The sequence below is a fragment of the Glutamicibacter sp. ZJUTW genome (assembly GCF_008370855.1).
Classification (GTDB): Bacteria; Actinomycetota; Actinomycetes; order Actinomycetales; family Micrococcaceae; genus Glutamicibacter; species Glutamicibacter nicotianae.
Map to the genome: position 1 here is coordinate 1,995,549 of NZ_CP043624.1, position 25,690 is coordinate 2,021,238.

Consider the following 25,690-nt stretch of genomic DNA (forward strand, 5'->3'; position numbering starts at 1 on the left):
AGTTCATGCTCCTAATTCAATGTCGCCCGCTGGCACAGCCATGCAGGTGAGGATCTGGTCTTGTTCCACGCGGGCGCTTGGCTCTAACGGGTACGAGACTATGCCCCTCAGAAGCTTCACAGCGCACTCGCCGCACGAACCCGAACGGCAAAGGCTTGCAGGTTCAACGCCTTGATCTTCGAGTGCTTCGAGCAATACGCCGTCTTTGGCACTCCAAGTAAATGACCTTCGGCTGTCACGACAAGTGACCTCCGCGGATGGATAGTCCTCGAATAACCTGTCCAGATCAGTAGTGGGCGAGGCGAAGACTTCACGGTGAATCTGCGAAGCCGGAATTCCCGCTCGTTCGCATGCCTCAAAAACCATACTGGTGAATTTTTCCGGTCCGCACACCACTACGCTGTCACAACCCTGTAGATACTGCGCCATCACAGCAGGCCCGGGCCTGCCCTCAGTTGTGTCGATTCGGTTCAGGCAGATTGACGATTTCAGTTCAGAAGCCATCTGCTCCAAACGGGAGTACAGAGCGCTGGCTCTTCCACGTTCAACATGAATGATCCGCAACTTGCGGCTGTCATTGGCCGCGGCCGCATCGCCGAGCAACCCCAAGGCAGGGGTAATGCCAATGCCTCCGCTGACAATCGCGGTGCAGGCTCCCAGGACCTTGGTCGAGGTCAAGACCCCGTAGGGCCCCGAAACAAGAACTTGCTCGCCCTCATCCAATTGTGCGATTTTGCTTGAGGCTTCGCCCTGGACACGTACATCGATACCAATCCTCGAGCCAGCCACGGATGTAATGGTGTAATTTCTCCACAGAGGGTCCGGCAGGTGAACCCTCAAGTGCATCCCGGCTTCATAGTGCCCGTCAATCCATCCGAAGGGATCCTCAAGCAGAAGTTCGACCACTCCGGCACCCAACTCCTGATTCCGCAATACGGTCATGAACCGTGGCGAAACCTTGGATGGCACGAGTTCTTCAGCTCCGGATGGATCGTCTTCTATTTGAATCTCAGCGCCAGTCTCCAAGACGCCTGGTTCCAAGACAGTTCCGTAAATGCCACAGTGGATATGGCCAAAGTAAGTCGCCAGCAAACGTGGTCCATTCGTATCCACTTCGGTCGACACCGGATTTACAGATGTCGCTGAGCAACGAGCGAGCGACTTGGTGATAGCAATACGGACATCACCTATGCGCAGCACTTTTCCAATTAGCCCGTACTCGGCATAGGCCGGCACCCCCTCAATCAACAGGTTCCCCCGGTACCGGCGCGGATCCATGTGCACACCTGATACTCTCGATAGTTCCGCAACCGTATTCGGGTTAATGATCGAAATGCCAGACAGACGGGAATCGAACATTCCTTGCGGGGCCGACACTAATTTCCGCGGAATAGGTCCCTGCGGTGGCAAGTATTTCGACAGGTACGCACGAGCGGCATCCATGTCAGCTTGGTTATTCACGTCAAAGCTGAGAGGCGCCGCGCCGGTCGAAGCAGGGGCTGTCATGGTGATCAGCGGAGGCCGAGAATGGACCCGCCACTTTTGCAAGCTCTTGTTGTTCTTTAGGATCGTGAAGCTAAGGCAGCTCTCCCACTGGTCTTCGCGATGCATGATGGTGCCATTGCCAAAGGCAACACGACGGTCGCCTTCCAGACCGCTTCCTTTTCTCACGGCCGCCGAGTCAATTTTTTCGCCCGGCAACCCCTTAATAGGGAAACGGAATATTTGAGCAATCCTCATGGTGGCATTCTAGCTAGATCTGGGTTCATTGCGAGAATTCGGAACGGGTCGCATCGAAGTCAACCCCGCATTCATGGAAATTTCGAGCCAGCTTCAAGGCCTGGCCTGCTGCTATTCCGATTCGTTGGCAACAGCTCCAGGAGTTTCCAATCGCCGCGCTCCCGCGCCCTCATGCGCTAATTGGTCTTCCGGATTCAGCAGGCTGCAGGCCTGCATCGATAGGCAGCCGCATCCGATGCACCCCATAAGCCGATCTTCTAGTTCCTCAATAGCACGTCGCCGCGCTTCGAGAACTTTCTTCCACTCTTCAGTTGCCCGCAACCAATCGTTTTCTGTAGGGATTTTCCCCATAGGCACTGGCGCCAAGGCACGTTTGATGTCGCTGAGTGGAATACCTAATTTGCTGCCCACAGTGATCAAAGAGATCCGCCGCAACAGGTGGCGGGGAAAGCGTCGCTGATTTCCAGCCGTTCGTGTAGCCGCGATCAGGCCAATTTCTTCGTAGTAGTGCAGAGCGGACCTGGCCACGCCAGTGCGGTCACTGACTTGACCGATACTGAGCAGCTCTTGCCCGGGATATTCATTTGCACAATCGCCATGTTCCGCTGTGTGAAGCATCACCTGCCCCTTTCTTGACCTCAAGTTTACTTGAGGTCTTAGGGTAGAGGTATTCAAAGTTGTTGGCAAAGGCTCGGGCTTTTGCATCAGTTACTGGGGTTGGCACTCTAACTTCAGGCAAAGGAGGTACTCAGTGAGCGAATTATCAAGTGACTTCCGCACAGCCTTCCGTCACCACCCGGCTGGAGTAGCACTAATAACAGCAACCATCGACCAGGCATATTACGGCTTAACGATCTCTTCTCTGGCGTCGCTGTCAATCGATCCAGTTGCCGTTTCGTTTTCGCTGGCCAAAGAATCAGGAGCCGCCGGCGCCGTACTTGCTGCACAAAGCTTCGTCATCCACTTACTTGGAGAAGACCAGCAAGAGTTGGCTGGCAACTTTGCCCAGCCCGGTGCCCCGCGATTCACGCGTGATCAAAACTTCCGGATCCTCCCGACCGGTGAACCGCACTTTATTGAAGCACCGGTTGCCTTTCGGGCCAGCATTCATTCTTCGATCAGCATTGGAGGTTCCCGACTGATCGCGGCTGAAGTCCACGAAGTCCTCCACGGTCAACGGCTGCAGCAACACTTGGTCTACCAGGATCGAGAGTATCTGAAGCTCTCCGAATTGCGTGCTGCTTCCGCATCGAATTAACAGATGCGGGCCACACAGGGCATAAAATTAGCCGCCACATTCGTGGCGGCTAATTTTATGCCCTGCTATTAATCACGGGTCAGGCGGCGATGGGTGACGCGGTGCGGCTTGGCCGCATCGGCGCCCAGTCGTTCAACCTTGTTGCTCTCGTAGGAGTCAAAGTTGCCCTCGAACCAGTACCAGTTCGCCGGATCTTCCTCAGTGCCCTCGTAGGCCAGGATGTGGGTCGCGACTCGGTCCAGGAACCAACGATCGTGCGAGACCACGACAGCGCAGCCCGGGAACTCGAGCAATGCGTTTTCCAACGACGAAAGAGTTTCGACATCCAAGTCGTTAGTAGGCTCATCGAGCAGCAACAGATTGCCGCCCTGCTTAAGGGTCAAGGCCAGGTTGAGTCGGTTGCGCTCACCGCCGGAGAGCACACCTGCCTTCTTCTGCTGGTCTGGACCCTTAAAGCCGAAGGCCGAAACGTAGGCACGCGACGGCATCTCAACCTGTCCGACGTTGATGTAGTCAAGACCATCCGAGACTACTTCCCACAACGACTTCTCAGGGTCAATATTCTCGCGGTTCTGGTCGACGTAGGAGATCTTGACGGTGTCGCCGATCTTGAGCGTTCCGCCGTCAAGCTCTTCAAGTCCAACAATGGTCTTGAAGAGAGTCGACTTGCCAACACCGTTAGGACCGATGACACCAACGATGCCGTTACGAGGAAGAGAGAACGACAGGCCATCGATCAGCACACGATCGCCGAAGCCCTTCTTCAAGTTCTCGGCCTCGATGACTACCTGGCCAAGACGCGGGCCTGGTGGGATCTGAATTTCCTCGAAGTCCAGCTTGCGGGTGCGCTCGGCCTCCGCTGCCATTTCTTCGTATCGTGCCAAACGGGCCTTGGACTTGGTCTGACGGCCCTTGGCATTCGAACGAACCCATTCAAGCTCTTCTGCCAGGCGCTTAGCAAGCTTCTGGTCCTTCTTGCCCTGTACTTCCATGCGTTCGCGCTTCTTCTCCAGGTAAGTGGAGTAGTTGCCCTCGTATGGGTGCAGGCGACCACGATCAACTTCACAGATCCATTCGGCGACATGGTCCAGGAAGTAGCGGTCGTGGGTTACGGCCAATACGGCACCTGGGTACGATGCCAGGTGCTGTTCCAGCCACAGGACGGACTCGGCATCCAAGTGGTTAGTGGGCTCATCGAGCAGCAGCAGATCCGGCTTCTGCAGCAGAAGCTTGCACAATGCTACGCGTCGACGTTCACCACCGGAGAGATGGGTGACTTTCTCGTCGCCCGGTGGGCAGCGCAGGGCGTCCATTGCCTGCTCTAGCTGGTTGTCGATGTCCCATGCGTCGGCTGCGTCGATCGCTTCCTGCAGCTTCCCCATCTCTTCCAGCAGCGCGTCGAAATCGGCGCCTTCCTGAGCCATCTCTTCAGAGATCTCGTTGAATCGGGTGATCTTTTCGTAGATTTCTCCGACGCCTTCCTGGACGTTGCCCAGAACGGTCTTTTCTTCATTTAGTGGTGGTTCCTGCAGGAGGATGCCTACCGAGTAGCCGGGTGAAAGACGTGCTTCACCGTTCGACGGGGTATCGAGTCCCGCCATGATCTTCAGGATCGTTGACTTACCAGCGCCGTTTGGGCCCACGACACCAATTTTGGCACCGGGGAAGAACGACATGCTGACATTGTCAAGGATGACTTTGTCACCAACGGCCTTGCGGGCCTTGGTCATCGTGTAAATGAATTCCGCCATACCTTTAAGGCTAGTCGGTTACCGTGGTCATTTCCGAATCCACACACCACTATTTTGAGTTGGTGGTGCCCGGATTCACACGAAACCATCGAACACCACCAAAGCGTGCTTGTTTAGGCCGCTTCCCCATCATCGTTTTGCCAGCTTCCTTCGGTGTCCGCCGAGCGTGATGGATGCTGAACTCGATCGATTTCGCCAGTGTCTGCCCGCACTCGGCTGAATGAACTGGTCCCGAAACGAAGATCGTGACCAATTGAATACGCTTCGATGTCTGCGCTGATTCCGCGAGTTCCATCGGCGCGTTCAAAGTCCCGGATCTGCAGTTTTCCAAAAATCATAACGTGGTCGCCTTGCGCCAACGATTCCATGGAGTTCTCCCCCAGCGTGCGGAAGGCCGAGACGGCATACCAATTGGTCGGCCCATCAGCCCACTGCCCGGTTTCAAGGTCGCGTTTACGCTCATGTGTAGCTACGCGGAATTTCAGGATTGAAACGCCCTTCGGCGTAATGCTGAGTTGAGGCTCCGTTCCAACAATGCCTCGGATTGTCACAAGGTCACTCATGAACCTGTCTCCTTCTTGACCCGAATGCCAGAAACTTTTTCTGCCATTGAATCTGATGGTGGCCCACTAAAAGTGACGATGGTATTGGAATCAGCGGAGTGGGGATAAGTTCTTTGTTCTTTGCTGCTTGAAAGCCCCGAACGAAATCATTACTGCTATGACCAGACCTGGGAGTATCCAGCCGGACCACCCTAAAATAGATCCCTTTGTTGCATCCAGTGGTACTCCCAGCACCATGAATAGCGAGACGAGTCCGGCGCTCGCATTGAATGCGCCGTGTGCTAAGGCCGTTGGCCACACGGAATCGCTGTAAGTTCGCAACCAACCAAGGAACGCACCAAATACGATGCACATGCCGCACATGGCCAGGACACCCCATGGCCCCTTCGCCATCGGATAGTTGTACCCCAACAGAACCAGCGGCGCATGCCAAGCGCCCCAGATAGCGCCGGATATCAAGATGGCAGGGAGCTGTCCGTACGATTGCAACCGAACCCAAAGCCAACCACGCCACCCGACCTCCTCGCCTAAGGCGAACAGCGTGTTGAAGAGACTGGCGATAACTATCACCCCGGCTTGCCCTAGGAGGTACTTGGCTGGTCCGGCCTCGCCGGAAACGAAGTGCAGAACTGTAAAGCTCTCCAGATCCCCGGGGAATACGCCGAGCCACGTTCCGACGAGCGGCGCCTGGAGAATGAGAGCTAGCGGAATCATGTAAGACAGCACCAGAGCAATTAGGAACTTTCCAGGTCGCTTGATAGGCCACAGCCCGACATCCGCGGGGAAGCTCTTCACCCGTCGCTCTGCAATTGCGATCATTAGAGCAGCTACTGTCGGGGTAAACATCATGGCCGTGGCGATGCCCGGCAACCTGGCATCGTTAATGCCATCTCCTCGCCAAAGTGGAAGTGCAACCGCCCAGGCCAGCGCCATGCTGAGTACACAGAAGCAAACTATGCTCAAAATGCCACCGATTCTCAATTTCGGCAACTTAACTACCCCAGATCAGATGATGATGCGCGTACATCTCACCAGCCTAACGGCCTCAAGTCGTATTTTTGGGGAACAATGAGCTAAACTATTTTCGGTTATGCCTCCGTAGCTCAGCTGGATAGAGCAAGAGCCTTCTAATCTCTAGGTCGCGCGTTCGAGTCGCGCCGGGGGCACGGACAAGAAACCGCCGTTCACTTGGTCAAACAAGTGAACTGCGGTTTCTTTTTGTTTACTCGGAAACAGGTTTTTGACCATAGTTTGACCACAGTTTCCATTCCTTATTGCAGCGCTCCTACCAGGGCTCGACCTACTTGACGTCCACTGAACAAACACCCTCCCAAAAAAGTGCCCTCGAGCGCGTTATATCCATGCATCCCACCCCCACCGAACCCAGAGGCTTCACCGGCTGCATAGAGTCCGTCAAAAATGCTTCCATCTTCCTTGAGAACCCTTCCGGAAAGGTCCGTCTGCAATCCCCCTAGGGATTTTCGCGTCAGAATATGCAACTTCACTGCAATTAACGGCCCGGCAGTAGGATCAAGAATCCTGTGAGGAGCTACCGCCCGGGTGAGACGGTCGCCAATGTACTTGCGCGCATTGCGGATCGACTGAATTTGCTGATCCTTGCTGAATGGGTTCTCAATTTGTGAATCCCGAACAAGCAAATGCTGGCGGAGACGCTCCGGCTCAACAAATGCTTCTGGCGCTATGGAATTCATCTTCGTAGCAAGTTCTTCCACGGTAGTAGCCGAAACGAAGTCAGCGCCTTTGTCCAAGAAGTCTCGAACCGGCGCCGGCGCCCCTTTGCCGAAGATCCGGTCTTTCACAACCCCGGCCTTGTCCCGATTAGTCAGGTCCGGATTCTGTTCCGAGCCGGACAGAGCGAATTCTTTCTCAACTATTCGCTGGTTCAGCACGAACCATGAGTAGTCGTACTTTCGCGCAATTGGATCCGTTCGAAGATACTTCAGCGTGCCCAGGGTGTCATGCCCCGGAAGACATGGCGCTTTGAGCCGGTTTCCCTCTGCGTCGAACCACATGGAACTGGGACCAGGCAGGATTCGTATTCCGTGTGACGGCCAAATCGAGTTCCAATTCTGAATTCCCTCGGTGTAATGCCACATTCGATCCTGATTGGCCCAACGTGCACCAGATGCCTGCGCTAGCTCGATACCGCTTCCATCAACGTATTCCGGAACCCCGGTGATCATGTGTTCTGGTGCATCGCCAAGCCTAGACGGCCAGAATTTTCGCACCAGGTCGTGGTTCCCACCAATTCCACCAGTCGCAACGACCACTGCCTCAGCCGAAAATTCGAATTGGCCCAGGACGGTTCTGGTGGAACCCTGTCCCCGCGGAGCGTCATCTGGCGACAGGACCTCGCCACGAACACCGGTGACCGAGCGGCCAGTAGTCACCAGCTCGGTGACTCGATGGCGATTGAGCAATTGAACTTGCCCCATGCGCAGTCCTTCGCGGATCCTGTCGGCGAATGGTTCTGATACGCCAGTCCCGGTTCCCCACGCGATGTGAAATCGCGGTACCGAATTCCCATGGCCCTCGGCACGACCGTCGCCGCGCTCAGCCCAGCCCACTACTGGTGTCAGATCAATACCTTTTCGCTTGATCCAAGATCGCTTTTCAGTGGCCGCGAACTCGACATAAGCTTTCGCCCACCGATGCGCCCACACATCCTCATTTCCCAGGCGGTCGAATTGAGCGCTATGTTGCCAATCCGACCACGCAAGATCAAATGAATCGCGGACACCTAAACGACGTTGTTCCGGGGTGTCAACCAAAAACAATCCACCGAAAGACCAGTAGGCCTGGCCGCCAAGATTCGCCGAGTTTTCCTGATCTAGGATCCGGACTTTTAGACCGGCATCAAGTGCTTCGGCTGCAACCACCAATCCAGCCAGCCCCGCACCGATTATCAGTACACTGCCAAATTCTGACCCCATCGGATTATTGCCACCTCGGATGGTATGTAGTGAACGATTATTTACCTAGAGCCTACTTGCTGGTGAGCAAAGTCACCATGGCTATACGCTCCGTCCCCATGCACCTGACTGGCGCAGATTGCTTCCCGAGAACCAATTCCTTTGCCTTGTGCTGGCCCTCGATTCTGTGAATCTCATGACCACCAGCGGTGCAACGGCGCATAATCAAACGGAATCCGGACTGAACAGTAACTTATCCCGCTATTTTGAGATAAACTCTAGGAATTGTAGAAATCGAAAGGGATAGTCTCTGATGGTCCAACTGGTCGCCCACCTCGCGCGACAGCGAATCACGGAACGTACCAGCATCAACCTAATATTCCTTCTGGCAGGATTATCTTTTGCGACTTGGGCGGGCCGCCTATCGATCATCGATACCGTTTTCGACTTCTCTGGCCTAAGCCTTGGGGCGTTCTTGATCTGCAGCACCGTCGGCACGCTGCTCGGCATCTCTCTCATTCCAACTATCAGCAAATTTGTACCGACGCGACGATTATTGTGCTGCCTACCCATTGGACTCGCAGCATGCCTAGTCATGCTCGGCATAGCTATCTCCATAACGGCGAATGCCGCGCTTGCCTACATTGCACTCTTCTTATACGGGATCACCTTTGGCTGCCTGGACATCATGATGAATGTCAGCGGAGCGCAGGTAGAGCGACGAGTGGGGCGTAGCATCATGCCTTCCCTTCACGGCTTCTTCAGCTTGGGAACACTACTAGGTGCCGGTCTGGCAACTGCAACCATCTCGATGCACATTCCTAGCGTCTGGCACTTTTCCCTAGTTTCAGTACTCATTGCCATTCTCGCCTACATTGCCCATAGGGGCGTCACCTGCTGGGAAAACGAGAACTTCGTTCCTAGCAACCAAGATGCCCGCCAAGGTCCGGCGCAGGCCACCAGGAAGAACTGGCTATTGCTATTACTGGGTGTAATGGTTGCCGGACTGAGCTTCACAGAAGGTGCGGCCAATGATTGGATCGCCGTAACTTCAGTTGACGGACACGGCTTCGAACATGGAATCGGTGCGCTCATGTTCACCCTATTCGTCGCCGCAATGACGCTGGGACGCTTTGTCGGTGGTCGACTAGTGGACCGGCTCGGTACGAAGAACACTCTCCTGATCATGGGACTTATCGGCCTGCTCGGTGTTGCCCTGTTCATCACCGGAACAAACCCGTACCTCGTGGGCCTCGGCTCAATGATGTGGGGCTTGGGCAGTTCACTGGGATTCCCCCTTGGAATGAGCATTGCCGCTTCCCGCGGTGAACGGCTTGGACCCAAGGCTGTGAGCATCGTGAGCGCCTTTGGCTATGGCGCGATGCTAGGTGGGCCGCCTTTTATCGGCTTCGTCGTCGATACGCTGAAGCTGCCTCAGGCACTATGGATCTGCGCGATTGTGCTCATTACTTCTCTGCTGTTGACGCCTGCGGTAACTCGCATTGGCAAGCCGGCGGACAAGAACTCCTAAACCGGCAGCATGGCTCGCTCCTTGATATTCCGCATGACGATGGTGCTTGTCAGCTTTTCCACTCCAGGCAACTCCACAAGCACCTCGTCGTATACCCGCTGGTAATGCGGCAGGTCAGTGGCGAAGACACGTAGCAAGAAATCTGGTTCGCCGAAAAGGCGTTGAGCATCAACTATTAGCTCCTCACGCTCTACGGCTGATTCAAAGTGCTTCAGCTGCGCTCGGTCCTTCAAGGTGACGAAAACCAGAGCTTCGAACCCCAGACCTATGAGCTCGGGGTCAATTACCGCCTGGTATCCGCTGATCACCCCGTTGCGTTCAAGTTCTCTGATCCGTCGATGGCAGGGAGCCACAGATAGTCCGACTTTCGCCGCTACGGCAGTCGCGCTCATGCGCCCGTCGTTCTGCAGTTCGGCCAAAATCGCTCGATCTAAATCATCCATGAATTCAGATTACTGCACAAATAATTTGCGCAGAACTCATTCAGGTACTATTTTTCTTGCTTTCCGGACGGATATCCCCAGAAATTCAGCAAGCACATTTCACAAATTTTTGCCTAAGGTTGCCACATCACTGAAGTATGGATTTTTGGAGAAGCATTGGACCTCGCACAGTTCGCCGGATTCCTCCTGGTATCAGTTACCTTGGCCTGCACGCCCGGCGCAGACTGGGCATACATCATTTCCTCGGCACTTGGTAAAGCGGGCTTTCGCCCAGCCGTATGGGGATTACTCGCAGGTTACTTGGTTCATACAGCCCTCTTGGTGTGTGGAATTGCTGCCTTGGTAGCGAGTTCCCCATCCATTCTCTTGTGGCTGACCGCGGCCGGATCGCTCTATTTGCTGTGGCTGGGAGTCGCGACGCTGCGTTCCTGCAAGACCGCGAGATTCTTTAATCCTGATGCGGCTTCACTCCCAGAACCTGAAGCGCTGACCGGAAATTCTTCTCAATCCTTGCCTCAACCGTCCAAGGGGTCTGTGGCCCTGCTCGATAAAGTTGAACAACGGTCACCTCGCAGCCAATTCATTAAAGGCCTGCTCACCAGTGGCACCAATCCCAAGGCCCTATTGCTGTATGTGGCCCTCATACCCCAGTACTTGGATTCGTCCCAGCCGCTTCCGCTGTCCTTGCAAACAGGCCTGCTTGGACTGACGCATTTCTCGGTTTCAATCCCCGTCTACTTCCTCGTCGCATTGGCCGCGAGCGCACTGCTCCACTCACGGCCGATGGCGGCCCGCGTGGTAACACTGTGTTCCGGAATCATCATGATCCTCCTTTCCGCAGGCCTGATCTACGAGCAATTCTTCGTCGCATAGGAAATATATTGAACACTGATCAAGACAATTGAACGGTGATCAAGTATGCTCGTTATCGATGGCACTCCGGTCATCGATAACGCAAGCATGAACTACTGCCCATTCAACGAATCAGATGTTCAAGCTATGATCCTCGCGCTGGAGCATTCGTGGAACTACCGCCAATACGATTCGAAAACGTCACGGTCAGCTTTGAAGAGCGCGACGTGCTCAAAGATGTCAGCCTTACGCTCAACGAGCAACGCATCGGAATTATCGGGGCAAACGGCGCTGGAAAGAGTACGCTGTCGCGGCTCATCAATGGACTTGTACTGCCCACGCAAGGAGCCGTGTATGTTGGCGACCGGGATACGCAAAAGCATGCAAAGCAAATACGTCGCGATGTGGGTTTCGTCTTTCAGAATCCGGCAAATCAAATCATCATGCCTCTGGTTTCAGAGGACATCGCATTCGGCCTGAAGAATCTGCAGCTTCCAAAAGCCGAAAGGCAGAAGCGTGTACACGAGACTCTGGCAGAGCTGAACATCGATCATCTTGCGGACCGTGAAAGCCACACGCTTTCGGGCGGTGAGCAGCAAATGGTTGCGCTCGCTTCCGTCTTGGCCATGCAGCCTCGAACCATTGTGTTCGATGAACCCACCACGATGCTGGATCTGCGCAACCGCCTTGCCTTCCAACGTGAGATCGCGAAATTGGAGCAACGCGCGATAGTGGTGACGCACGATTTGGAAATCCTCGAGGATTTCGACAGAGTCCTCGTTGTCACCGATGGCCGAATCGCATTCGATGGTCGACCTGATGAAGCGATCGCGAATTACCGCCAATGGAGCCACGCATGATCGCTTCCAAAAATTCTTCGTACCTAGCTCGCATAAAACCCGGATGGAAATTCGGAGCCCTATTGGTACTGAGCATCAGCCTTTATTTGATTGACTCGTGGCAACTCTTGTTGCTGTCATTCATACTGAACATTGTCCTGCTGTTGTCGGCCAAGGTTGGGTTCAAGCAACTGCGCATGCCATTGATGTCGTTGGCCATGATCCTCAGCGTGGTGTTTGTTCTCCTGGGATTGCAAACAGATTGGGGCAATGCCGTAGTTTCGGTTCTGCGGCTCCTGACCATGTGCTTGTTTGCGTATTCTGTCAGCCTGACCACAAGCTTCGACGCCATGCTGGAACTGTTCCAGCAGGTTGCATCTCCCCTACGTTTCATCGGGGCGAATCCTGCGCAAATCGCCTTGGGTTTATCCATGACTATTCGCTTCATTCCGGAATTGAAAAAGGTATATCTGGAAGTTCGCGAGGCACAGCATGCTCGTGGCCTGGGCAACAACCCGTTGGCCGTGAGCGTTCCGCTAGTGATCAGGTCACTAAAAATCGCAGACGAAACAGCTGAGGCGCTCGACGCCCGCGGCTACGATTCAGCTCCATACCGACGCTAGTCCATTTGTCCTTCAACCTCACTCGCACTGACAAGGAATTCTTATGCCAACGAAAACCGACTCAACATCGCAGACGCGCAACACTGTCTATGTAGCGGTCTTTGCCGCAATGATCGCCGCTATGGGGCTCCTCCCGCCCATAACGCTGGGAATCATCCCTGTGCCGATTACCCTGCAAACTCTCGGTGTCATGCTGGCCGGTGCGTTGCTTGGGCCGTGGCGCGGAGCATTGGCCTCACTTGTGGTGGTTGTCCTGTCATTGGCAGGATTGCCCCTGTTATCTGGTGGACGCGGAGGGCTTGGCGTCCTCTTCGGGCCGACCGGAGGTTACCTCGTTGGCTGGATTTTCGGCTCCCTCGTTATCGGAGCACTCTTCAAATTCTGGGTCCTGCGCAATGAAAATAAGGGTGTCCGATTCGTGTCCGGACTGATCTCGGTGCTCCTCGGGGGCGTCGTTGTCATCTACTTGTTCGGAGTTCCGTGGACCGCGGCTACTACCGGGCTTGGTCTGGGAACTTCGCTGCTGGGCTCGCTCGGCTTCCTGCCAGGGGACGTCTTCAAGGCTGTCGTGACGACATTGGTGGCATTGACCGTGCATCGCAGCTACCGCGGGTTGATGGGCTAGTTCCGTGGAACTGTGGCAGTCGCTGGCGAGGTGGGCCGACCAACAACCGGATCGCCTTGCCGTGCTGACTCCTGGAAGACAGCTGACCTACGGGCAGCTAAAGAGGAGAAGCAGCGCTATCGCCCGGCAGCTGGATTCATTGCAGAGCACTCGCATTGGTGCGCGTACCAGCGACCCAATAGAAATGGCCATCGCCTTCTACGCCATTGCGGCCAGTGGCAAAACGTTGGTTGTCATTGACCCCGCTTGGCCCGAGAATTTGGCAAGCACGATGGCAGCGAGCCTTCACTGCAAGTACATGATTGAATCTCCCAATTTGACGACATTGCCCGGGGTATCAAGGCTCATGGCATTTCCAGAATCGCCGGCGGACGACGACTACGTCGCGTCCGCGGCAAACTTATCCGGTTCCCGCGACTTGCTAGTCATATGCACTTCGGGAAGCTCATCGCGGCCCAAACCGGTAGTCCGGACGGTTGGCTCCTGGGAAGAATCCTTGAGTGCAGGTTCCCGAATCCTGGGCGCTTCGCTCGATCAGGCCACGCTCTGCCCGAGTCCAATATCCCATGGCCTGGGACTGTACGCGATGGTCGAATCCGTTCATTCTGGCGGCACATTCTTGGCTACCGGAAAATGGGATCTGAACGGCGTGAGGTCGTTGCTCTCTCAGTCCAGTTGCACCCGCATCGTCAGTGTCCCGACAATTCTCAGGAGGGTGCTTGAGCTGGCCGAGCCGACTTTTCTGTCCAACCTGCTAGTAGTTGTCAGTGGCGGCGAGGCGCTGCACCAGGAAACAGTGCAATTGCTTCATGAGATCGCCCCTATGGCACGTTGCGTTGAATACTTCGGAAGCAGCGAACACAGCCTCATCGCCTATCGCGAACGCAAACCCGACCAGCCCGCATCACCATATTTCGAAGGCCAGTTGTTTCCAGGAGTACGGGCACACATCCATGGCAAAGATTCTGCTACCGGTTTCGGCCTGCTCTATATCGATAGCCCTTTCAATGCCAAAGGCTACGATGCCAGCTCGGAAGCGTCCGTTTCCCGATGCGGCAAGTCGATCGGCATCGGAGATCGTGCGATGCTGGCGTCGGGTTCAGCCCGCGTCGTGCTCGCTCGCCGCAACGACGAGATGATGAATCTCAACGGCAACAATATCCACCCCGGTGAAGTCAGCACAGCACTGGAATCCGTCGGACTGCCCAACGCCATCGTACGACTAGATGAATCGGGTCCTGAACCCCAAATGGTGGCGTACACCGTTTCGCCACCACGCAGTCGGTCCACGCTTCTCTCCAGCCTCGGGCAACATTTGTCGCGATACAAGATCCCTCACCGGATTACGTACCTGAGATCGTGGCCGGAAACCTTCAGCGGCAAATTGAATACCGCGGCGTTGAATGACCAGGACTTAGACATCGAACGGAGCGACTGGCTCAGATGAACAAGGCATACATCATTGACGCGGCACGTACTCCGATCGTCAGGGCAGGCAAAGAATTCTCCCGGGTTGGTGCTGATCATCTGCTTGCGCAGGTGATCAATACGCTATTGGAACGAACCGGAATTTCTCCTGCTCAAGTCGACCATGTGTTTGCCGGAAACGCGGCTGGTCCGGGAGGAAATATTGCCCGCGTGTCTGCGTTGGCATCGGTACTGCCGAACACTGTCGGCGCGACGAGCATTGATGCCCAATGCGCTAGTGGATTGGACGCCATTGCAGCCGGTGCCCGAATGATCCGCTGCGGTGAAGCCCATGTTGTTGTGGCAGGCGGAGTGGAGTCCGTGAGTACGGCTCCGTGGCGCGTCGAAAAGCAATCATCCGTTGTCGATCCGCCAAGGCTATACTCGCGTGCGCGATTCACCCCGGCTTCCGATCCAGATCCCGACATGGGCGTTGCCGCGGAAGCCATCGCCCAGTCCAAGGCGATTACCCAGGAACGTCAAGACGAGTTCGCTTTGCGCAGCCATCGACGTGCCCTGCGCGCTCAATCTGCCGGACTCTTCGCGGATGAGCTCGTTTCCGTCGGCACGAGTAGCGGACGAATCGCGTCTGACACCTGCCCCAGGTCCGGGCTGACACTCCGAAAGCTCGCAGCACTCAAGCCCGCCTTCGTACCCGGTGGCACGGTCACGGCGGGAAACTCCTGCCCGATCAATGACGGGGCGGCCGCGGTGATCTTGGTCAGCGGACAAATGCGCCGGGCACTGAACGCGAACTTTGCACTGCGATATCTGGCCTCAGCGCACGGTGCTTGCGATCCCCAGGTTCTCGGAATGGCGGCAGTGCCGGCTTACCGAAAGCTGATCAGCCTCTTGCCGTCTGCCACCGCATCCGGCACTCCCCTCATTGAATTCAATGAAGCCTTTGCCGTTCAGGCGCTCGCATGCCTCGATGAATTGGGAATTCCAGAGCAAAACGTGAATCTCAATGGCGGGGCCTTGGCATTGGGCCATCCATACGGTGCCAGCGGTGCAATTCTGACTACACGCTTGTTTTGGCAGTCGCAGCAGGCCCAAGTGGATGGCCAGCAAGCCATAGCCCTCATGGCTGCTGCCGGTGGTACCGGAAGCGCCCTTGCATTCGAGTCAACCCTTCATCTGGATTTGAATGACTGTTAAGTTAGATATTGAACCCTAGCGCTCTCATTTGATCCCGACCATCATCGGTGATGCGCTCCGGACCCCACGGCGGCGTCCAAACCCAGGTAATAATGTGATTATCGACGAGATCTTTCAGTGCTTCATCGATCTGCGCTTCAAGAATCTCGGTCAGCGGGCACGCAGGAGTTGTCAATGTCAGGTCAATGTCCAGAACGGAGTCGTCGCTAAAACGCAACCCGTAGAGCAGGCCCAAATCAACGATATTGACTCCCAGCTCGGGGTCAATTACGTCCTTGAGCGCCTCTTCGATTTCTCCTAGCGGACGTGCTGCGTGGGCACTCGCATCTGGTGCTGTTCCAGTCATGCTGGACATCTCAATCCTCCTAGAGGTATGCCTAATTTAATTAAACGCAACTTTACGCACGTTTTTCTGATTTTTCGACCCTTTCAGCAGGATGCTCAGGGCGAATACAGCAGAGGCTCAGCATTAACGAACAAAACCGCGTACCCTTTCGGTGATACGCGGTTCTGTTCTCTTCAGGCGTGATTAGATGTTGAAGCCCAGGGCTCGCATCTGATCGCGACCGTCATCGGTGATTCGTTCTGGACCCCAAGGCGGCATCCAGACCCAGTTCAGACGGTGGTCGTCTACAACGCTCTCCAGCGCCTTGGCAACCTGCTCTTCGATGATATCGGTGAGCGGGCAGGCGGCAGTGGTCAACGTGAGGTCCAGCAAAAGCACACCGTCATCAGCGTACTTCAGGCCATATAGCAAGCCCAGGTCGACAATGTTGACACCCAATTCCGGGTCAATGACGTCCTTGAGCGCTTCCTCAACGTCTTCCAGAGGAGTCGTAGCGGCTCCCGTGCTCTGTTCGGTCGATTCGCTCATGACTGTACCCTTAGGCCTTGACGTTCAGGTAACGGTCGTAGCCTTCTTCTTCCAGACGGTCAGCCAGCTCTGGGCCGCCCTCTTCGGCTACCTTGCCGTCAACGAACACGTGCACGAACTCTGGCTTGATGTAGCGCAGAATGCGGGTGTAGTGGGTGATCAGCAGGGTGCCCATCTCGTTCTCGGCCTGCGCGCGGTTGACGCCCTCGGAGACAACCTTCAGAGCGTCGACATCCAGGCCTGAGTCGGTCTCGTCCAGCACTGCGAACTTAGGCTTGAACAGTTCCAGCTGCAGGATTTCGACACGCTTCTTCTCACCACCGGAGAAGCCTTCGTTCACGTTGCGCTGCGCGAAGTCGGCATCGATCTTCAGCTTGGTCATCGCTTCCTTGACGTCCTTGGTCCAGGTACGCAGCTTAGGAGCTTCGCCGTCGATTGCGGTTTTTGCGGTACGCAGGAAGTTGGTCATGGTTACGCCTGGCACCTCTACCGGGTACTGCATAGCCAGGAACAGTCCAGCCTTTGCACGCTCGTCAACGCTCATCTCCAGGACATCTTCACCGTCGAGGGTGATGGAGCCGGAGGTGACGTTGTAGCGCGGGTGGCCAGCGATGGTCGATGCCAGGGTCGACTTGCCCGAGCCGTTGGGGCCCATGATTGCGTGGGTTTCGCCGGTCTTGATGGTCAGGGTTACACCCTTGAGAATTTCCTTCTCGCCCTGCTCGGTGTCAATCGAGACGTGCAGGTCCTTGATTTCCAGAGTAGACATACGTCGTTCCGTTTCTTTCTAAAAAGCGCTAAGGCTAAAAAGCTGGTGAAGCAGGCACTAGCTAGTTGCTAGTTGCAGCCAATTCTTCTTCGATGGTTTCGGTCAGACGCTCCTGCAGAGCCTCATCGCCAATCTGCTGAACAATTTCGTTCAGGAATCCGCGCACTACCAGGCGGCGAGCGGTCTTTTCATCGATACCGCGAGCCATCAAGTAGAAGAGGTGCTCGTCGTCGAAGCGGCCGGTGGTCGATGCGTGGCCAGCACCATCGATCAAGCCGGTTTCGATTTCCAGGTTTGGAACCGAATCGGCGCGGGCGCCATCGGTCAGAACCAGGTTGCGGTTGGCTTCGTAGGAGTCGGTGCCCACAGCAGCCTTCTGGATCAGCACATCGCCAACCCAGACGGTGTGCGCGTCCTTGCCCTGCAATGCACCCTTGTACAGCACGTTCGACTTGCAGTTGGCCACAGCGTGGTCAACGAACAGGCGGTGCTCCAGGTGCTGGCCGGCATCAGCGAAGTACAGGCCGTAGAGCTCGATCTCAGCGCGTTCGCCAGTGAAGCGGGCCGATGGGTTCACACGAACCAGGTCGCCACCGAAGGACACGGCGATGTGCTTGAAGGAAGCGCCAGCTGCAACCAGTGCCTGCTGCGAGGACGCGTGGACTGCGTCATCTTCCCAAGCCTGCAGCGAGATCACGGTCAGGCGTGCGTTGGCCTGGACGTCGAACTCGACGTTCTGGGCCAGCACTGCCGAACCTACGTGATCCAGCACGACGGTAGCTTCGGAGTTCTCCTCGGCGACAACGATCACGTGCTGGGCTGCCGCTGCCAGCGACTCGCCGGTGATGCGCAGAGTTGCCTTGGCACCCTCGGCATTCTTCGGGATGGTAACCACGTGGGTCTCGGAAGCGTACTTCCAGGCGTTTGCCGACACGCGGTCATCCGGGGTGTGCGCAACGCCGTTCAGGGCATCGTCAGCCGCAACAACCGACAGCTTGGCGATGTCGTTGCCGGTCAGCTCGATCTTCGGAGCTGCGCCGGTGAGCTCATCGGTATGCAGGCCCTTGAGGCGCTTGAGCGGGGTGAAGCGCCAGTCCTCTTCACGGCCGGTCAGCTTGGCGAAATCATCAACGTTGGTGCTGGTCAGTCGACCAGCACGCGACGAATCCGGAACGCCAACGCCGCCGCCATGGCTGTGCGCCTTGGTGGAGGCGCCAGCCAGCGGCGAGCCGCCGTTGTCGTTGATCGGCGAAAGGTCTTCGCCCTCTTCGGTGAAACCAGGAATCGATGGTGCGCCGATGCGCGCCTTCTCTTCTGGGATATGGGTGGTGGTCTCCGACATTCTTAGCCGACCGATCCTTCCATCTGAAGTTCAATAAGGCGGTTCAGTTCCAGCGCGTACTCCATCGGCAGCTCGCGTGCAATTGGCTCGACGAAGCCGCGCACGATCATTGCCATGGCCTCGTCCTCGGCCAGGCCGCGGGACTGCAGGTAGAACAGCTGTTCCTCGGACACGCGGGAAACCGTTGCCTCGTGGCCCATGGTCACGTCGTCCTCGCGGACGTCGATGTATGGATAGGTATCCGAACGCGAGATCTGGTCAACCAGCAATGCGTCGCAGACCACCGAGTTCTTGGTGCCCTTGGCGCCTTCCTGGACCTGTACCAGGCCGCGGTAGGCAGAACGGCCGCCATTGCGGGCTACCGACTTGGCAACAATTGCCGAGGAGGTGTTCGGTGCAATGTGGACCATCTTGGATCCGGTGTCCTGGTGCTGGCCTTCGCCGGCGAAGGCGATGGACAGGGTCTCGCCCTTGGCGTGCTCGCCCACCAGGTAGACAGCCGGGTACTTCATGGTGACCTTTGAGCCGATGTTGCCATCGACCCATTCCATGGTGGCGCCTTCTTCACAGATAGCACGCTTGGTCACCAGGTTGTACACGTTGTTGGACCAGTTCTGGATCGTCGTGTAGCGAACGCGGGCGTTCTTCTTCACGATGATTTCCACAACAGCCGAGTGCAGCGAGTCCGACTGGTAGATCGGCGCGGTGCAACCCTCGATGTAGTGCACGTACGAGCCCTCATCGGCGATGATCAGGGTACGTTCGAACTGGCCCATGTTTTCCGTGTTGATACGGAAGTAAGCCTGCAGCGGGATTTCCACGTGGACGCCCTTCGGGACGTACACGAACGAGCCGCCGGACCATACGGCGGTGTTCAGCGAAGCGAACTTGTTGTCGCCTGCTGGAATGACCGAGCCGAAGTACTCCTGGAAGATCTCCGGGTGTTCCTTCAGACCGGTATCGGTGTCAAGGAAGATGACGCCCTGTGCTTCAAGGTCCTCACGCAGCTGGTGGTAGACGACCTCGGACTCGTACTGGGCGGCAACACCGGAAACCAGGCGCTGCTTTTCAGCCTCGGGGATGCCCAGTTTGTCGTAGGTGTTCTTGATGTCTTCTGGAAGATCTTCCCACGACGTTGCCTGCTTCTCGGTGGAACGCACGAAGTACTTGATGTTGTCGAAATCAATACCCGAGAGGTCTGGACCCCAGGTAGGCATTGGCTTGCGATCGAAGTACTTCAGCGCCTTCTGGCGACGCTCCAGCATCCATTCTGGCTCGGACTTCAGGGCAGAAATATTCGCCACTACGTCCTTGTCAACTCCACGGCGCGCATTTGCACCCGCGTCGTTCTTATCTGACCAGCCGTACTCGTAATTGCCGATTCCGTGGAGTTCGGGGTTCTTCTCCAGAATCTCGGAAATTACACCCGGGTCGGCAGACTCCTGTGCAATCTGATCCGTCATCGCGGCCTCTCCTGCTTCGTGAACTGAATTCGAGTTCTCTTCTCGGCGCGCATTGGCGCCTTTTCACGCCCCACAGGGATGTGGGTCGTGCACACGTGTCCTCCGCCGGCCAGTGTCGACAGTCGTCGAACGTCGACGCCCAGCAAGCGGGCGAACATTTCAGTTTCCATGTCGCAAAACACCGGAAACTCTCGTGCCAAGTCTTGTATCGGGCAGTGCCCCTGGCATAGCTGCACGCTATGCATCAGAGCAGATGCCACTTTGGTATCCACTTTTCGGGTGTATCCGACGAATCCATCGGCACTGAGCAGGTTGCCCAACACTTCGGCTCGTGCTTCCAAACCTTCAACGCCGACCAGTGCTTTGGCGTACCGCTCCTCCATGGATGCGAATCGATTACGCGCAAACTTGCGAATCGCGTCCTCGCCAGCCGCATCCCCGAGCATCTTCAATGCATCGGAAGCGATCTCCAAGTAGTCGTTGCCCAGCTTCGTCTGACCGCGGTGCGAAAGCACGTAGCGGCGAGACGGGCGTCCAGCACCGGTCTTCTGGTTGGCTACCAGTTTTACCTCGACGAGTCCCGATTTCGAGAGCGCGTCCAGGTGGCGGCGGACCGCAGCAGGCGTGAAGCCCAGCTTGTTTCCAAGCTCGGCGGCACTGACCGGTCCGTCCTCTAATACTGCGTATAGGACGCGGTCACGCGTGCGCTCCTCGGTATCCCCAACTGCGCCAACCGTCGCGGCAGCGGAGCCACTAGCTGATTCTGAATTTGATGAATACACAACACAATCATGCGTAAATTTTTACTCTAGGTCTAGTAAGGAAGGACTTACTAAGGGCAAGCTAGCCCGACTACGGCGTTGCCTGCCTCAAACCTCTTGCACTTCCATTGTCTCGCCCCCTTAAGCGGAACTCGAGGCTTGGTGACCAACCACTCAACTCAGCCAGTTCGACATGTCGTAGAATGTTCTAGTGTCTTCTGTATCCCCCAGCCTCGTCATCAACGAGCTGGCCAAAGATTTAGGTCCAGTCCCCGCCTTGGACAATCGCATGCTGCGAGTCCTGGAGTCGGTGTCCCTAAAAGCTTTTCCCGGTCAGGTCACCACGCTTTTAGGAGCTAACGGAGCCGGCAAGTCCACGACTCTGGCCTGTGCCCAGGGGCTGCTTCAGCCCGAAGGCGGCACAGTCGAACTCCTGGGCCAGAATCCCTTCGGCGACAACCCCGAATTGCGCTCCCGCGTCGGAGTCATGCTCCAGGATGGCGGTTTGCCTCCGTCAATGCGCCCGATTCCGCTCTTGCGGCATGTCGCTTCCCTCTATCAGAAGCCCATTGACATTGATGCGTTAATCACACGCCTTGATCTCGAGTCATTCGGCACCCGCACGATCCGGCGTCTATCCGGCGGCCAAAAACAGCGCGTCGCATTGGCAGTCGCGTTGGCCGGAGATCCGGAAGTGCTTTTCCTCGATGAGCCAAGCGCCGGATTGGACCCGCAGTCGCGCCAGGTGGTTTTCGACCTCATTGCCGAACTTCGCGATGCTGGCAAGGCCATCATCTTGACGACCCATCTCATGGACGACGCACAACGCCTCAGCGACTATGTCTACATCATCGACAAGGGCTGCACCGTGGCGCAGGGCACCGTTGCAGAGCTGACTGCCCGCGCTGCCGAAGACCCGGACACCCGCCCGGTCTCTTTCTCGGCCCCAGCTGGCCTGCGTCTGCCTGAACCGCCGGCAGGATTGCGTCTGGAAGAAACCGCCTCCGGCCAGTACCGCCTCGACGGGGTCAACTCCCCCGAACACTTGAACTGGCTCACGCAGTGGTGGCTGAAGGAAAGCATCTTGCCAATCGAGCTTAATCTCCAGTCTCGAAGCCTCGAAGACGTTTTCCTCGAAATCGCGATCAAGGAGGAAAAAGCATGAGCCAAGCACTCACGCGCTCCAATGCTGCCTCGCCACTGCGCAGAATCCTGAACCAAGGCAGATACGAATCCATCCAGATGCTCAGCAATGGCGAGCAACTCATTCTCGCTGTTGTCATGCCGCTCATTGCGCTGTTCGTGCTTACCCTCACCGATCTCGTCAATGACGTGGCCGACCGAAGCATTGATGCAGCTGTACCCGGCGTGCTCGCCCTGTGCGTCATTTCAACGGCTTTCACCGGACAGGGAATCGGGACAGGTTTTGACCGCCGCTACAGCGTGCTGACCATGTTCTCAACGACCCCATTGGGGAAAACCGGACTGATTTTCGGCAAAGTCATTGCAGTGCTGTCCGTCTTGTTGATCCAGGTCGTCTTGATCTGCTCAGTCGCGCTGCTGTTCCTGGATTGGCATCCGAACCCCTGGGGAATCCTCCCGGGTATCCTCTTCCTGCTCTTGGGTGCAGCGGCGTTTACCGCGCTGGGCCTGCTCATTGCTGGCACCGTTCGCCCTGAAGCGACGTTGGCCATCACCAACCTTGCCTGGATCCTGCTGGCCGGAGCCGGCGGTGTCCTGTATCCCTTGAGCATGGCCCCAGATTGGGCACAGCCGACGCTGAATGCACTGCCTTCGGCAGCGCTGGGCGATGCCATGCGCGATGCCCTCATCCATGGCCAGTTCAGCATCGCTGGACTGATCTTCTTGATCCTCTGGACAGCAGCCGGCTCCTTTGCAGCCATCAAGCTGTTCAAATGGAGCTAACCACCACTCAATTCCAAGAGGGAGATTTCCTTGACTTCAGTCCAAGCCAAACAGAGCTGGGCCGATAAGTTGCCCACGAAGGTAAACCGCCTCGTGCATGGTCTGGCGATCGCATCCTTGATCTCGCAGATTGGCATTATCGTCACCGGAGGGGCCGTAAGGCTTACCGAGTCGGGACTCGGTTGCTCACATTGGCCCAACTGCGTCCCCGGCTCGATGACTCCTGTTCCGGAAATGGGTATCCACGGCATCATCGAGTTCGGCAACCGGCTGCTGACCTTCGTCCTGCTGGTTATCGCCGTTGCCTTCCTGGTCTCCATCTGGAAGATGCGCCCGACGCACCGTACCTTGTACAAACTGGCCGTCGGCTTGCTCGCCGGCATCGCACTTCAGGCCCTTGTCGGCGCCATCACCGTATGGACTGGCCTGAATGCCTGGGTTGTGTCGGTGCATTTCCTGATTTCCGGGGCTCTGGTCATCATGGCCACGTTCCAGGTCAACCGTACGGCCAAGGAACTGAAAAGCCGGGAGATTCCGCGGAGCACCAAGTCCATCGGCCAGATTTCATTTGCCGCATGGATCTTCTCGCTGCTCGCTGTCGCGTTCGGAACTGTCGTAACAGGCACCGGACCGCACGCTGGTGATGCCGATGCTCCTCGTCACCTGTTCGATCCACTATTCGTGACCCGGCTGCACACGGCTCCGGTGTACTTGCTGGTCGCCGCCACCGTTGTTGTTCTCATCCTGGCCTACAAGCAGGGCGGAAACAGCCAGCTTCGCAACGCCATTTGGTGGCTCGTGGCCGCTATCGCGATTCAGGCAGCGATCGGATACATCCAGCACTTCAATGGCCTGCCGGTTGCCCTGGTTCTCTCTCACATGCTCGGCGCCAGCTTGTTGCTCTCAGCTTCTGCAAACGTCTGGGACCGGGCCGCTATCCTTCCGGGATACAGGGTCATCGCTTCATAGCATTCTGCTTAAACGTTTCGGGGGTTGCCCTGCACTCAAAGTGCACGGCAACCCCCGAATCGCTTTAACTATCTTCTTGTTGTTCCGAGGTCTACGACCCCATCAATCCAGTGAGTCCTATAGGTAGGCAGCTCCGCTCAGCAAACGACCCGCACCCAAGATCTCCGCCATCGAAAGCAAGCTGGTGCCCCTGGCAATTCGAATCAGCTTGCAACTGCATTCTCGCTTCATCAAACCGGCAACGGCACGCCATCCTCGACTTGCCGCTCCCGTCCTTCTTTTTCACAGCGCTCTGCTGCCAAAGCCTCGCCGTCTTCGATAACCTATACCGCTACCATGACGTTGCCACATTTCTCGCCTGATAGCTTGATGGACTTCAGAGAAATCACGTGCCTCTGGCGGTGAGTTCATCGAGCGACGGGTATCCAGCAATCCGCTGTTGATCATCGCCGCAAACAGAGAATACGAGCTCCCGCAACGGAGTTACCCTCCAGGAGATCAAAGGTTGCAGCAAGTTCCGTGCCGCATTCATCACTGTCCGTTTTGGAACCGAGCGCATAGAGATCGGCAGCCCGCCAGTGAATGGCGGGTAATGACTTCTTTGGTGCTGGACAGGCACAACCGGGAGTTGCGTTGCCTAAGCCAGAATTATCAAAGGACCCAGTTTCTGCTCCGGTTGAATGAATGGCCCAGATGCATCCAATGCTCTAGAGACCGGCGTGCATAAGCTAAAGAAAAGCGCCTTGCTTGGAATCCAAACGAATTTGGGTTCCAAGCAAGGCGCTTGTGAAGCTTCGTTGCGGAGTTGAACTCAGCCGAACAGCGGGCTGCCCACGAACGGATCAATGGCCAATGCCAAGAACACGATCGACAAGTAGGTGATGGAGATGTGGAAGACCTTCATGGCCTTGCGGTTGATCTCAGCCGGCTTGTGGTCGTTCTGCGCCTCGCGGTAAAGCACGTGAGACTCGTAGACGAACCACAAACCTGCGCCGCCCGCGATTGCGGTATACACGATGCCGGCGCCACCCAGTGGAACCAACAGCATCGAGCAAACGACGGTGGCCCAGGCATAAAGCACGACCTGCACCGAAACGCGGCGGGCGTTGGCGATCGCGCCAAGCATTGGCACCGAAGCCGCGTTGTAGTCATCCGCGTACTTCATGGACAGCGGCCAGTAATGCGGCGGTGTCCAGAGGAAGATCACCAGGAACAGGATGATCGCTGGCCACTCAATTGTGTTGGTCACCGCAGCCCAAGCGATCAGTACTGGCATGCAGCCGGCGATGCCACCCCACACAATATTCTGAGCCGTCCGGCGCTTGAGGATCAAAGTGTAGAACACCACGTAGAGCAGAATGGCCGCCAGGCCCAACGCGGTCGTCAGCGGATTCGTGCCAACCCAGAGAATCACCAAGGATGCGATTGCCAGGGCCCAAGAGAAGACCAAGGCTTCCTTCGGGGTCAGGTCACCAGTCACCAAAGGGCGCCCCTTGGTACGCTTCATCAACTTGTCCATATCGCGATCGATATAGCAGTTGAATGCTCCGGATGCGCCTGCGGCCATAGCTCCACCAACGAGGGTGGAAATCATCAGCCAGACGGAAGGAAAGCCCCGCTCGGCAAAGATCATGGTCGGAAGGGTGCTCACTAGCAGCAACTCGATAACGCGAGGCTTCGTCAACGCCACATACGCATTGGCCTTGCGCTTCAGAAAGTCGCCGGCAGTTTCATCAGGCTGACGCGATGCGCGTGGCACTGATGCTGCGGCGACACTTTGAGTCTTCAATTAAACGCACTCAG

The 25,690-nt window shown here is 56.5% G+C and carries 25 protein-coding genes and 1 tRNA gene; 12 read left to right on the top strand and 14 right to left on the bottom strand.

What is annotated here, in order from left to right; genetic code table 11:
* Positions 1–3: 3 nt before the first annotated feature.
* Together F0M17_RS09395 and soxR are read right to left on the bottom strand one after the other, a co-directional pair.
* Positions 4–1,740, bottom strand: coding sequence for an MOSC domain-containing protein (locus F0M17_RS09395; protein ID WP_149597003.1), 1,737 nt, complete (start codon positions 1,738–1,740; stop codon positions 4–6).
* A 111-nt stretch (positions 1,741–1,851) separates the two neighbouring features.
* Positions 1,852–2,358, bottom strand: coding sequence for a redox-sensitive transcriptional activator SoxR (soxR, locus tag F0M17_RS09400; protein ID WP_121866922.1), 507 nt, complete (start codon positions 2,356–2,358; stop codon positions 1,852–1,854).
* A gap of 133 nt (positions 2,359–2,491) precedes the next feature.
* Between soxR and F0M17_RS09405 the strand changes: the two genes are divergently transcribed.
* On the top strand, positions 2,492–2,998 hold the full coding sequence (locus F0M17_RS09405; protein WP_073706114.1) for a flavin reductase family protein: 507 nt from the start codon (positions 2,492–2,494) through the stop codon (positions 2,996–2,998).
* 68 nt (positions 2,999–3,066) lie between these two features.
* On the opposite strand, the gene ettA is transcribed toward F0M17_RS09405, so the two are convergent.
* The 3 genes from ettA to F0M17_RS09420 form a co-directional block, all read right to left on the bottom strand.
* Complete coding sequence (ettA, locus tag F0M17_RS09410; RefSeq protein ID WP_038990800.1) at positions 3,067–4,749, bottom strand: energy-dependent translational throttle protein EttA; 1,683 nt, start codon at positions 4,747–4,749, stop codon at positions 3,067–3,069.
* 113 nt (positions 4,750–4,862) lie between these two features.
* Positions 4,863–5,312, bottom strand: coding sequence for a single-stranded DNA-binding protein (locus F0M17_RS09415; protein ID WP_066138692.1), 450 nt, complete (start codon positions 5,310–5,312; stop codon positions 4,863–4,865).
* A gap of 90 nt (positions 5,313–5,402) precedes the next feature.
* On the bottom strand, positions 5,403–6,245 hold the full coding sequence (locus F0M17_RS09420; protein ID WP_083586598.1) for a CPBP family intramembrane glutamic endopeptidase: 843 nt from the start codon (positions 6,243–6,245) through the stop codon (positions 5,403–5,405).
* A 159-nt stretch (positions 6,246–6,404) separates the two neighbouring features.
* On the opposite strand from F0M17_RS09420, the gene F0M17_RS09425 reads away from it, so the two are divergent.
* Positions 6,405–6,478, top strand: a tRNA-Arg gene (locus F0M17_RS09425).
* A gap of 105 nt (positions 6,479–6,583) precedes the next feature.
* On the opposite strand, the gene F0M17_RS09430 is transcribed toward F0M17_RS09425, so the two are convergent.
* Complete coding sequence (locus tag F0M17_RS09430) at positions 6,584–8,266, bottom strand: FAD-binding dehydrogenase (RefSeq protein WP_149597005.1); 1,683 nt, start codon at positions 8,264–8,266, stop codon at positions 6,584–6,586.
* A gap of 292 nt (positions 8,267–8,558) precedes the next feature.
* Here F0M17_RS09430 and F0M17_RS09435 point away from each other — a divergent pair, with 292 nt between their 5' ends.
* The gene (locus F0M17_RS09435) at positions 8,559–9,776 is read left to right on the top strand and encodes an MFS transporter (RefSeq protein ID WP_149597006.1); all 1,218 of its coding nucleotides are present in this window, start codon (positions 8,559–8,561) and stop codon (positions 9,774–9,776) included.
* Here the strand turns inward: F0M17_RS09435 and F0M17_RS09440 are convergent.
* The gene (locus tag F0M17_RS09440) at positions 9,773–10,219 is read right to left on the bottom strand and encodes an Lrp/AsnC family transcriptional regulator (protein ID WP_149597007.1); all 447 of its coding nucleotides are present in this window, start codon (positions 10,217–10,219) and stop codon (positions 9,773–9,775) included. The genes F0M17_RS09435 and F0M17_RS09440 overlap by 4 nt on opposite strands.
* A gap of 156 nt (positions 10,220–10,375) precedes the next feature.
* Here F0M17_RS09440 and F0M17_RS09445 point away from each other — a divergent pair, with 156 nt between their 5' ends.
* The 6 genes from F0M17_RS09445 to F0M17_RS09470 all read left to right on the top strand — a co-directional run bounded on the left by F0M17_RS09445 (position 10,376) and on the right by F0M17_RS09470 (position 15,783).
* Complete coding sequence (locus tag F0M17_RS09445) at positions 10,376–11,092, top strand: LysE family translocator (RefSeq protein ID WP_149597008.1); 717 nt, start codon at positions 10,376–10,378, stop codon at positions 11,090–11,092.
* 149 nt (positions 11,093–11,241) lie between these two features.
* Positions 11,242–11,931: an energy-coupling factor ABC transporter ATP-binding protein gene (locus F0M17_RS09450; protein ID WP_149597009.1), complete on the top strand. Its 690-nt coding sequence runs from the start codon at positions 11,242–11,244 to the stop codon at positions 11,929–11,931.
* Positions 11,928–12,533, top strand: a complete 606-nt coding sequence (locus F0M17_RS09455; RefSeq protein WP_168201993.1) for an energy-coupling factor transporter transmembrane protein EcfT — start codon at positions 11,928–11,930, stop codon at positions 12,531–12,533. Before F0M17_RS09450 ends, F0M17_RS09455 begins: the two co-directional genes overlap by 4 nt.
* 43 nt (positions 12,534–12,576) lie before the next feature.
* Entirely contained in the window at positions 12,577–13,158 is a 582-nt protein-coding gene (locus F0M17_RS09460) for a biotin transporter BioY (protein ID WP_149597011.1), read from the top strand.
* Positions 13,159–13,162: 4 nt separating this feature from the next.
* Positions 13,163–14,605, top strand: coding sequence for a class I adenylate-forming enzyme family protein (locus F0M17_RS09465; protein ID WP_149597012.1), 1,443 nt, complete (start codon positions 13,163–13,165; stop codon positions 14,603–14,605).
* Positions 14,602–15,783, top strand: a complete 1,182-nt coding sequence (locus F0M17_RS09470) for a thiolase family protein (RefSeq protein WP_121866936.1) — start codon at positions 14,602–14,604, stop codon at positions 15,781–15,783. The genes F0M17_RS09465 and F0M17_RS09470 overlap by 4 nt, the downstream gene beginning before the upstream one ends.
* A 1-nt stretch (position 15,784) precedes the next feature.
* On the opposite strand, the gene F0M17_RS09475 is transcribed toward F0M17_RS09470, so the two are convergent.
* The 6 genes from F0M17_RS09475 to F0M17_RS09500 form a co-directional block, all read right to left on the bottom strand.
* Positions 15,785–16,129, bottom strand: a complete 345-nt coding sequence (locus tag F0M17_RS09475; protein WP_038990859.1) for a metal-sulfur cluster assembly factor — start codon at positions 16,127–16,129, stop codon at positions 15,785–15,787.
* A gap of 183 nt (positions 16,130–16,312) precedes the next feature.
* Entirely contained in the window at positions 16,313–16,657 is a 345-nt protein-coding gene (locus tag F0M17_RS09480; RefSeq protein WP_038990789.1) for a metal-sulfur cluster assembly factor, read from the bottom strand.
* A gap of 10 nt (positions 16,658–16,667) precedes the next feature.
* Positions 16,668–17,426 (bottom strand): Fe-S cluster assembly ATPase SufC, encoded by a 759-nt coding sequence (gene sufC, locus F0M17_RS09485; protein ID WP_038990788.1) that lies wholly within the window; start codon positions 17,424–17,426, stop codon positions 16,668–16,670.
* 61 nt (positions 17,427–17,487) lie between these two features.
* Positions 17,488–18,768: a Fe-S cluster assembly protein SufD gene (sufD, locus tag F0M17_RS09490; protein WP_083515452.1), complete on the bottom strand. Its 1,281-nt coding sequence runs from the start codon at positions 18,766–18,768 to the stop codon at positions 17,488–17,490.
* 2 nt (positions 18,769–18,770) lie between these two features.
* A complete protein-coding gene (gene sufB, locus F0M17_RS09495) occupies positions 18,771–20,231 on the bottom strand; it encodes a Fe-S cluster assembly protein SufB (RefSeq protein WP_038990787.1) in 1,461 nt (486 codons plus the stop codon).
* A complete protein-coding gene (locus F0M17_RS09500; protein WP_038990786.1) occupies positions 20,228–21,013 on the bottom strand; it encodes a metalloregulator ArsR/SmtB family transcription factor in 786 nt (261 codons plus the stop codon). Before F0M17_RS09500 ends, sufB begins: the two co-directional genes overlap by 4 nt.
* Before the next feature lie 190 nt (positions 21,014–21,203).
* On the opposite strand from F0M17_RS09500, the gene F0M17_RS09505 reads away from it, so the two are divergent.
* Genes F0M17_RS09505 through F0M17_RS09515 form a run of 3 tightly spaced genes read left to right on the top strand, consistent with a single transcriptional unit; the run spans position 21,204 to position 23,887 of the window.
* Positions 21,204–22,157, top strand: coding sequence for an ABC transporter ATP-binding protein (locus tag F0M17_RS09505; protein ID WP_149597013.1), 954 nt, complete (start codon positions 21,204–21,206; stop codon positions 22,155–22,157).
* Positions 22,154–22,918: an ABC transporter permease gene (locus F0M17_RS09510; protein WP_149597014.1), complete on the top strand. Its 765-nt coding sequence runs from the start codon at positions 22,154–22,156 to the stop codon at positions 22,916–22,918. Before F0M17_RS09505 ends, F0M17_RS09510 begins: the two co-directional genes overlap by 4 nt.
* A 30-nt stretch (positions 22,919–22,948) precedes the next feature.
* Entirely contained in the window at positions 22,949–23,887 is a 939-nt protein-coding gene (locus F0M17_RS09515) for a heme A synthase (RefSeq protein ID WP_073706106.1), read from the top strand.
* 811 nt (positions 23,888–24,698) lie between these two features.
* Here the strand turns inward: F0M17_RS09515 and F0M17_RS09520 are convergent.
* On the bottom strand, positions 24,699–25,646 hold the full coding sequence (locus tag F0M17_RS09520) for a heme o synthase (protein WP_052253674.1): 948 nt from the start codon (positions 25,644–25,646) through the stop codon (positions 24,699–24,701).
* Between the last annotated feature and the right edge of the window lie 44 nt (positions 25,647–25,690).